Here is a 5,866-nt window from a genome sequence, read left to right on the forward strand (position 1 = left end):
GGTTTCGGCGATCGCCGCAAGGCCATGCTGCAGGACATCGCGATCCTGACCGGCGGCCAGGCGATCTCGGAAGATCTCGGCATCAAGCTCGAGAACGTCACGCTCAACATGCTCGGTCGCGCCAAGAAGGTGATGATCGACAAGGAGAACACCACGATCGTCAACGGCGCCGGCAAGAAGGCCGACATCGAGGCGCGCGTGGCCCAGATCAAGGCGCAGATCGAGGAGACCACCTCGGACTACGACCGTGAGAAGCTCCAGGAGCGTCTGGCCAAGCTCGGGGGTGGCGTCGCGGTGATCCGCGTCGGCGGCGCGACCGAGGTCGAGGTAAAGGAGCGCAAGGATCGCGTTGATGATGCGATGCACGCGACCCGCGCGGCAGTCGAGGAAGGCATCCTGCCGGGCGGCGGCGTCGCCCTGCTCCGTGCCTCCGAGCAGCTCAAGGGCCTGCGCACCAAGAACGACGACCAGAAGACCGGCGTCGAGATCGTGCGCAAGGCGCTGTCCTGGCCGGCCCGCCAGATCGCGATCAACGCCGGTGAAGACGGTTCGATCGTGGTCGGCAAAGTCCTCGACAACGAGCAGTACTCCTATGGCTTCGATGCCCAGACAGGCGAGTACAGCAACCTTGTGTCCAAGGGCATCATTGACCCGACCAAGGTCGTGCGCATCGCGGTCCAGAACGCCTCCTCAGTGGCGGCGCTGCTGATCACGACGGAAGCGATGGTTGCCGAGCTGCCGAAGAAGGCCGCGGCTGGTCCAGCAATGCCTCCGGGCGCCGGCATGGGCGGTATGGACTTCTGATCCACCCTCTCAAAGTTTCGATGACATGCAAAACCCTGGCAGGAATGCCAGGGTTTTTGCTTCGGGCGAGCTTCCAACGTAGCCCTTGCAAGCGGCCCCAAAGGCCCAACCCATCGGGCTATCCATATGAGCGGCGGCAGGTCGAGACCTAATTTGCTTGTGACTTTTCCTTCGGCGGCGACAGGGCCTCGGCCAAGGTAAAGCGGGTCCAGCACTGCGACGGAATTTCGCACTTACATCTCATGGCCAGAGGGCTTGTTTGAAACCCCTCAGCGAGAATGCTCATTGTCAAAAACCACAAGATATCGTGCGGAAGTGCCACACGCTTCATTTTGTCCTCGCGGACGGGCTCCGCTTCGCCTAAGGGCCCCCTCAACTCCGCCGCAGCGTCCTATCATGGAATATCTGCTTTAGAGAGAGTGTGTGTCAGCAGGTTGTGCAATTGATGCTGTTGAGCATACGGCCAGGCAGATCACGGCGAATGACTTTTGAGGATGCAGCGACACCGCGGTTTGGACCGCCCAGGAGTTTTACGACTCTGAACACGTTAGCGGCCTGGTTACGCCGAGGTGGTTTTGCAGCAAAATCGGCGGTCTGTTGCTCGATTGCCCCCTGGGGGCGTTCTTGGTTGTAATATTTGCGCCAAGTCTCCACCTTCTCCTGGGCGTCTGCAAAGGAACCAACGGGTGTTGAGGCATTCGGCCCAGAAGCCACCGTCGAAGACCTCGATGAACGCATCGTCGTTTGGCTTGCCGGGCTGCGAGAAGTCCAGCGTGACGGCGCGCTGGTAAGCCCACAGGTCACGCGACGCGAACTCGCTGCCCTGATCGACGCGGATCGTCGCCGGGGATCCTACTTCCTTGCAGACCCTTTCCAGTCCACGACGTGGCTGGCGCGGGGCTCGCGCTCCGCAAATCGCTCAATAGATGCGGATCGGCTTCATGGAGCTCTCTCCGTGCAAACGGCACGAATCTTGATTCGTTTCTTTCGCACAGCAGCAGCCACCTCGTAACTGTCATCAGCCCCAGGCCACCCGAGAAAGACATGAGGAAAGCCAACGTTCTGATAGACCGTGACTTCACCATTGGTTACACCGACGCTCGTCTTTTTGGAGCTTTCATCGAACATCTGGGCCGATGCGTCTATGGCGGCATCTACGAGCCCAGCCATCGGACCGCGGACGAGAGGGTTTTCGGAAGGACGTGCTGGCGCTGGTGAAGGAACTCGGCCCGACCCTCGTTCGGTATCCTGGCGGCAATTTTGTCTCCGGATACAATTGGGAGGACGGCGTTGGGCCACTGGAGACGAGGCCGGCGCGCCTCGATTTGGCCTGGTTCAGCACCGAGCCGAACAGCTTCGGCACCAATGAATTCATGGACTGGTGCAGGGCCGCCGATGTCGCGCCGATGATGGCCGTCAATCTGGGGACCCGCGGCGGCGATGCCGCTCGCAATCTGGTCGAATACTGCAACCATTCCGGGGGAACTGCGTGGTCGGAGCTCCGCCGCAAGCACGGCTGGCAGATGCCTCATGGGATCAAGCTGTGGTGCCTCGGCAATGAGATGGACGGGCCCTGGCAGATAGAGCAAAAGAGTGCTGCCGCTTACGGGGTTGTTGCAAGAGAGGCGGCCAAGATGATGCGGCGGGTGGACCTAGCATCGAGCTTGCGGTGTGCGGTTCATCGTTGCGCGAGATGCCTGGTTTTGGTCAATGGGAAGAAACAGTCCTCGAACACGCCTTCGATTACGTCGACTACATTTCAATCCATACTTATCTCGAGAATTACGGTCAGGACACCGCATCGTTTCTCGCGAGCACCGACCTGATGGACAGCTTCATCGATGAGGTCGTCGTCCTAGCTGATGCGGTTGCGGCCAAGCGGCGCTCCAGAAAGCGTCTTATGCTGAGCTTCGACGAATGGAACGTCTGGTATCGAACGCGCAACGAGGTCGCCCCGGTGGTAGACCGCTGGCCAGTGGCACCACCCATTCTTGAGGAAATCTATACGATGGAGGACGCGCTCGCCTTCGGCGGCGCCTGCATTTCCCTGCTGAATCACGCCGATCGGGTGAGAGTTGCCTGCCTGGCGCAACTCGTGAACGTCATCGCGCCGATCATGACCAAGACAGGCGGAGGTGCGTGGCGCCAAACCGTCTTCTTTCCTTTTGCGCATATGAGCCGCTTTGGTCGCGGCAGAATTTTGCGCGCGCAAGTCCAGTCGGAGGCCTACTATGCGTCGCACAACAATCCTGACGGTAGACCGACCGAGACCTTTGCAGTGCCTGACGTGCCGTATCTCAAGATAGCGGCAGTTGCCGAACAAGGCGGCGGCTTGTCGCTCTTTCTGCTTAATCGTGATCTGAAGCAGGAGATGGAGGTGAGCGTCGAGGCCAGAAGCTTCGGTCCCCTGACAGTTCACGAGCGGCTTGAGCTCCGGCACGATGATCTGATGGCAGCAAATACCGAGAATACGCCGGACAAGGTCAAGCCGGCGCCCTTGCAAAGCGTGGCCTTTGACCACGGGAGGTTGCAGGCGAGGCTCAAGCCGGCGTCATGGAATGTGATCTACCTGGCGGCAGACTGAGAAGATTGGGCCCGCGAAGTGCAGCGCCAAAGGATCAATCACCATCCCGGTTTGGGTCCTTGCTTGAGCATGATTTCCGCGAAACCTAGCCACACTTCCTTTTGTCGGCCGCCATAGAAAAGACGAGCTTCTTGGATTGATCCAAAGGTGAGACTAAGGCTTCAGCAAAGCACCGCCACGTTGCCCAACCGCACGTTACCGAGCGCGTTGCGTGTCGCCGCATATGCGGTGGGCATTTCCGCGAAATTGCCCCGAAATCCCTACACGATGACCACGCGAAGCAGATTGATGACCCCCGCGCCATTCGCACCATCTTATGCGATGCGATCGGTCCGGTGCATGCGAATGGCGGGAAGTCACCGAATCATCGCGAGCAATCCAGGAGATTTGGATGAACTTAGTGAAAACCTCTGCCATCGCATGCGCCCTTTCGGCCTTGCTTGTCGGCCCTGTCCTCGCGCAAGCACTTCCTTCCGAGTCCACGAAGCCCCACAGCGGTTTGCAAGGCAAGAAAACACAGGGCACCAAGATCGATGATGAGGTTTTGAGCGCGCACCCCGGCTCCGTGGGCGGAAAGGTGGGCATAAAATCAACTAAGGGGACTAAGGGTACGACCGGCACCACCGGCACGGCCCCATCCAAAGCGATTATTGACGATTCGGCAAATGGCGGCAGCACCGACAGCGATTGAAGCCAGCGCGTACGCCCCACAAAGCTCTGGTTGGCAACTGTGGCTGAAGGTTTTCTGCGAACAGCGGTCACGGTGAAGCGTTAGCATCCGATTCAAATCGTTCGGGATTTGCCAGAGCTGTTTGTGGCGAAAGAGCCCGGCCTCCTTTCGGAGGCCGGGCGGAAGTCCGACGCTCGTTCGGCGTTTTCAAGATGAGCGTGCTCTCAAAGAATTCTTAACGTCGGCGGCGTCGGGATCGGCCCATCGCCGCTTTGCAATGTCGAAGCAGCGAGACTGGCCAGCTTTCGGCAATCGTAAGGCCGCCGGATCCACTTGAGGTCTCCGATGATGGGGTTCAAGTGGCGGCGTGCCTCGCGCGTGATCGCGCCGAACAACCCGCGCCTCTGGCCGGAGATGAGAGGGCGGCGGAATTTTCGCGTTATGGCCGCGGGATATCATCGCGACCTGTGTGCCAAATACCTCGTCGCAATCCGTCTGCCGATCGGCACCTTCGAAAAAACGCCCGCGCGTGACGATGCCCGCAGTTCGGAGCAAGATCCCGCGATACTTGTAGAAAAGAACGCCTCTTTTTAGCGTAATGGGGCGACATATGCGGCGGAAAAACCCTGGCACCACGAGAGCTTGAGATCTTTAACTCTCCGGAATGCGCCGGTTCGAGTGGTCCGCAAGTCTAGGGCCAGCTTATCAATGACCGAAATGGCGGAAAACTCTCGGCCCACAGGTTCGCCCTCGAGCACTGCTTGAGCTGCATAACTAAAGCTGCCTCCGGGCTCGTGAAAAGGTTCAACGAACTCTTCTAAGCTTTGGTGATCGGCCTGATCCGGCGCAGCAGCGAATTGGCGTATTCCTCGCGCTCGCGCATGAAGCGCTCTTGGTGCGCTTTGAAGCTCTCGACCCGCTTCCTAATTTGATCGCGTTCGCTGCCACCATAGTCGGGCAGGCTGACGCCATCCCGGTCGATGGCCTCTTTCAGTTCAGGCCGGGGCTGCCCGATCTCCACCTTCAGCGCGAAAGCCATCGCTTCAGCGACGAGCGCATCGAGTTCGCTCTTCCAATCACGCATTGACGCTCTCCCGCGCAGTACGGCCCGCTACACAAGCCGCGACGTGGCCCGGACGCTGGTCGCGACAAAGGGCAGCCCAATCCTCATCCGCTTCTCGTTGAAGGAGGCGCCGACGATACTGCCGGCGGCCCTCCCGGTTCAAAATGCTCATTGTCAACAAATGCAGTCCAGCCCCGTGCCAGCGATCCTCTAGAGACAAATGCATCGTCTCCTTGTTTTGCCGTTGAGAACGCTACGCGGCCGGATGCGGTTTCCGCTCGGCCGCGTAGCGCCACTATCATACAGATGGGAGGTGCCGAACTCGACTTATGGAGCTCTGCTGGCAATGAGGGACGTCAGTTCGACTTCGTCGCCGGAGCCGCGGAGGGCTGCGCCGCGGCCTGNGGGGCGCGGCCGACGACGACGGTGAGGAAGCCCTGGTCCCAGAGGCGCTTGGCGGCGGCTTTGGCGTCGTCCAGCGTCACGGCGTCGACGATGGCGTTGCGCTTCTCGATATAGTCGATCGGCAGCTTGTCCTGCTGGTACTGCAGCAGCGCCTGGGCCAGCTTGGANGAGGTATCGAGCGCCAGCATCTGCGAGCCCTTGAGGTAGGACTTGGCCTCGTCGAGCTCCTTCTGCGTCGGGCCTTCCTCGGCGATCCGGCGCACTTCCTTTTCAATGGCATCGATGGTGTCGCCGGCGCGGTCGGCGCGCGTGCCGGTATTGCCGATGAACACCGCCGAAT

At 60.0% G+C, this 5,866-nt stretch carries 4 protein-coding genes and 3 pseudogenes; 4 read left to right on the forward strand and 3 right to left on the reverse strand.

Going from position 1 to position 5,866, the window contains the following annotated elements:
• Positions 1–804, forward strand: an 804-nt coding sequence (groEL, locus tag A3AS_RS0139290) for a chaperonin GroEL (protein WP_018322900.1), incomplete at its 5' end; no start/stop codon positions are given.
• Positions 805–1,334: 530 nt separating this feature from the next.
• On the opposite strand, the pseudogene A3AS_RS46290 reads toward groEL, so the two are convergent.
• A pseudogene (locus A3AS_RS46290) lies at positions 1,335–1,681 on the reverse strand (integrase core domain-containing protein); the annotation flags it as partial.
• Positions 1,682–1,848: 167 nt separating this feature from the next.
• Between A3AS_RS46290 and A3AS_RS0139295 the strand changes: the two are divergent.
• From A3AS_RS0139295 to A3AS_RS0139305, 3 genes and pseudogenes are all read left to right on the forward strand, one after another.
• Positions 1,849–3,388 (forward strand): annotated as a pseudogene (locus A3AS_RS0139295) (alpha-N-arabinofuranosidase).
• Between the two features lie 391 nt (positions 3,389–3,779).
• The gene (locus A3AS_RS0139300; RefSeq protein ID WP_018322903.1) at positions 3,780–4,079 is read left to right on the forward strand and encodes a hypothetical protein; all 300 of its coding nucleotides are present in this window, start codon (positions 3,780–3,782) and stop codon (positions 4,077–4,079) included.
• A gap of 324 nt (positions 4,080–4,403) precedes the next feature.
• Positions 4,404–4,652, forward strand: coding sequence for a hypothetical protein (locus tag A3AS_RS0139305; protein WP_018322904.1), 249 nt, complete (start codon positions 4,404–4,406; stop codon positions 4,650–4,652).
• 223 nt (positions 4,653–4,875) lie between these two features.
• Here A3AS_RS0139305 and A3AS_RS0139310 read toward each other — a convergent pair whose 3' ends face one another.
• Positions 4,876–5,142: a hypothetical protein gene (locus tag A3AS_RS0139310; RefSeq protein WP_018322905.1), complete on the reverse strand. Its 267-nt coding sequence runs from the start codon at positions 5,140–5,142 to the stop codon at positions 4,876–4,878.
• A gap of 335 nt (positions 5,143–5,477) precedes the next feature.
• Positions 5,478–5,866: pseudogene (locus A3AS_RS0139315) on the reverse strand (peptidase M16); the annotation flags it as partial.

Origin of the sequence: Bradyrhizobium sp. WSM2793, assembly GCF_000379585.1 — a bacterium.
GTDB lineage: Bacteria > Pseudomonadota > Alphaproteobacteria > Rhizobiales > Xanthobacteraceae > Bradyrhizobium.

What these genes read in the sequence shown, in the direction of transcription:
- A3AS_RS0139310 (WP_018322905.1), bottom strand. Translation starts at nt 5,142, where the DNA reads ATGCGTGATTGGAAGAGCGAACTCGATGCGCTCGTCGCTGAAGCGATG.
- A3AS_RS0139300 (WP_018322903.1), top strand. Translation starts at nt 3,780, where the DNA reads ATGAACTTAGTGAAAACCTCTGCCATCGCATGCGCCCTTTCGGCCTTG.
- A3AS_RS0139305 (WP_018322904.1), top strand. Translation starts at nt 4,404, where the DNA reads ATGATGGGGTTCAAGTGGCGGCGTGCCTCGCGCGTGATCGCGCCGAAC.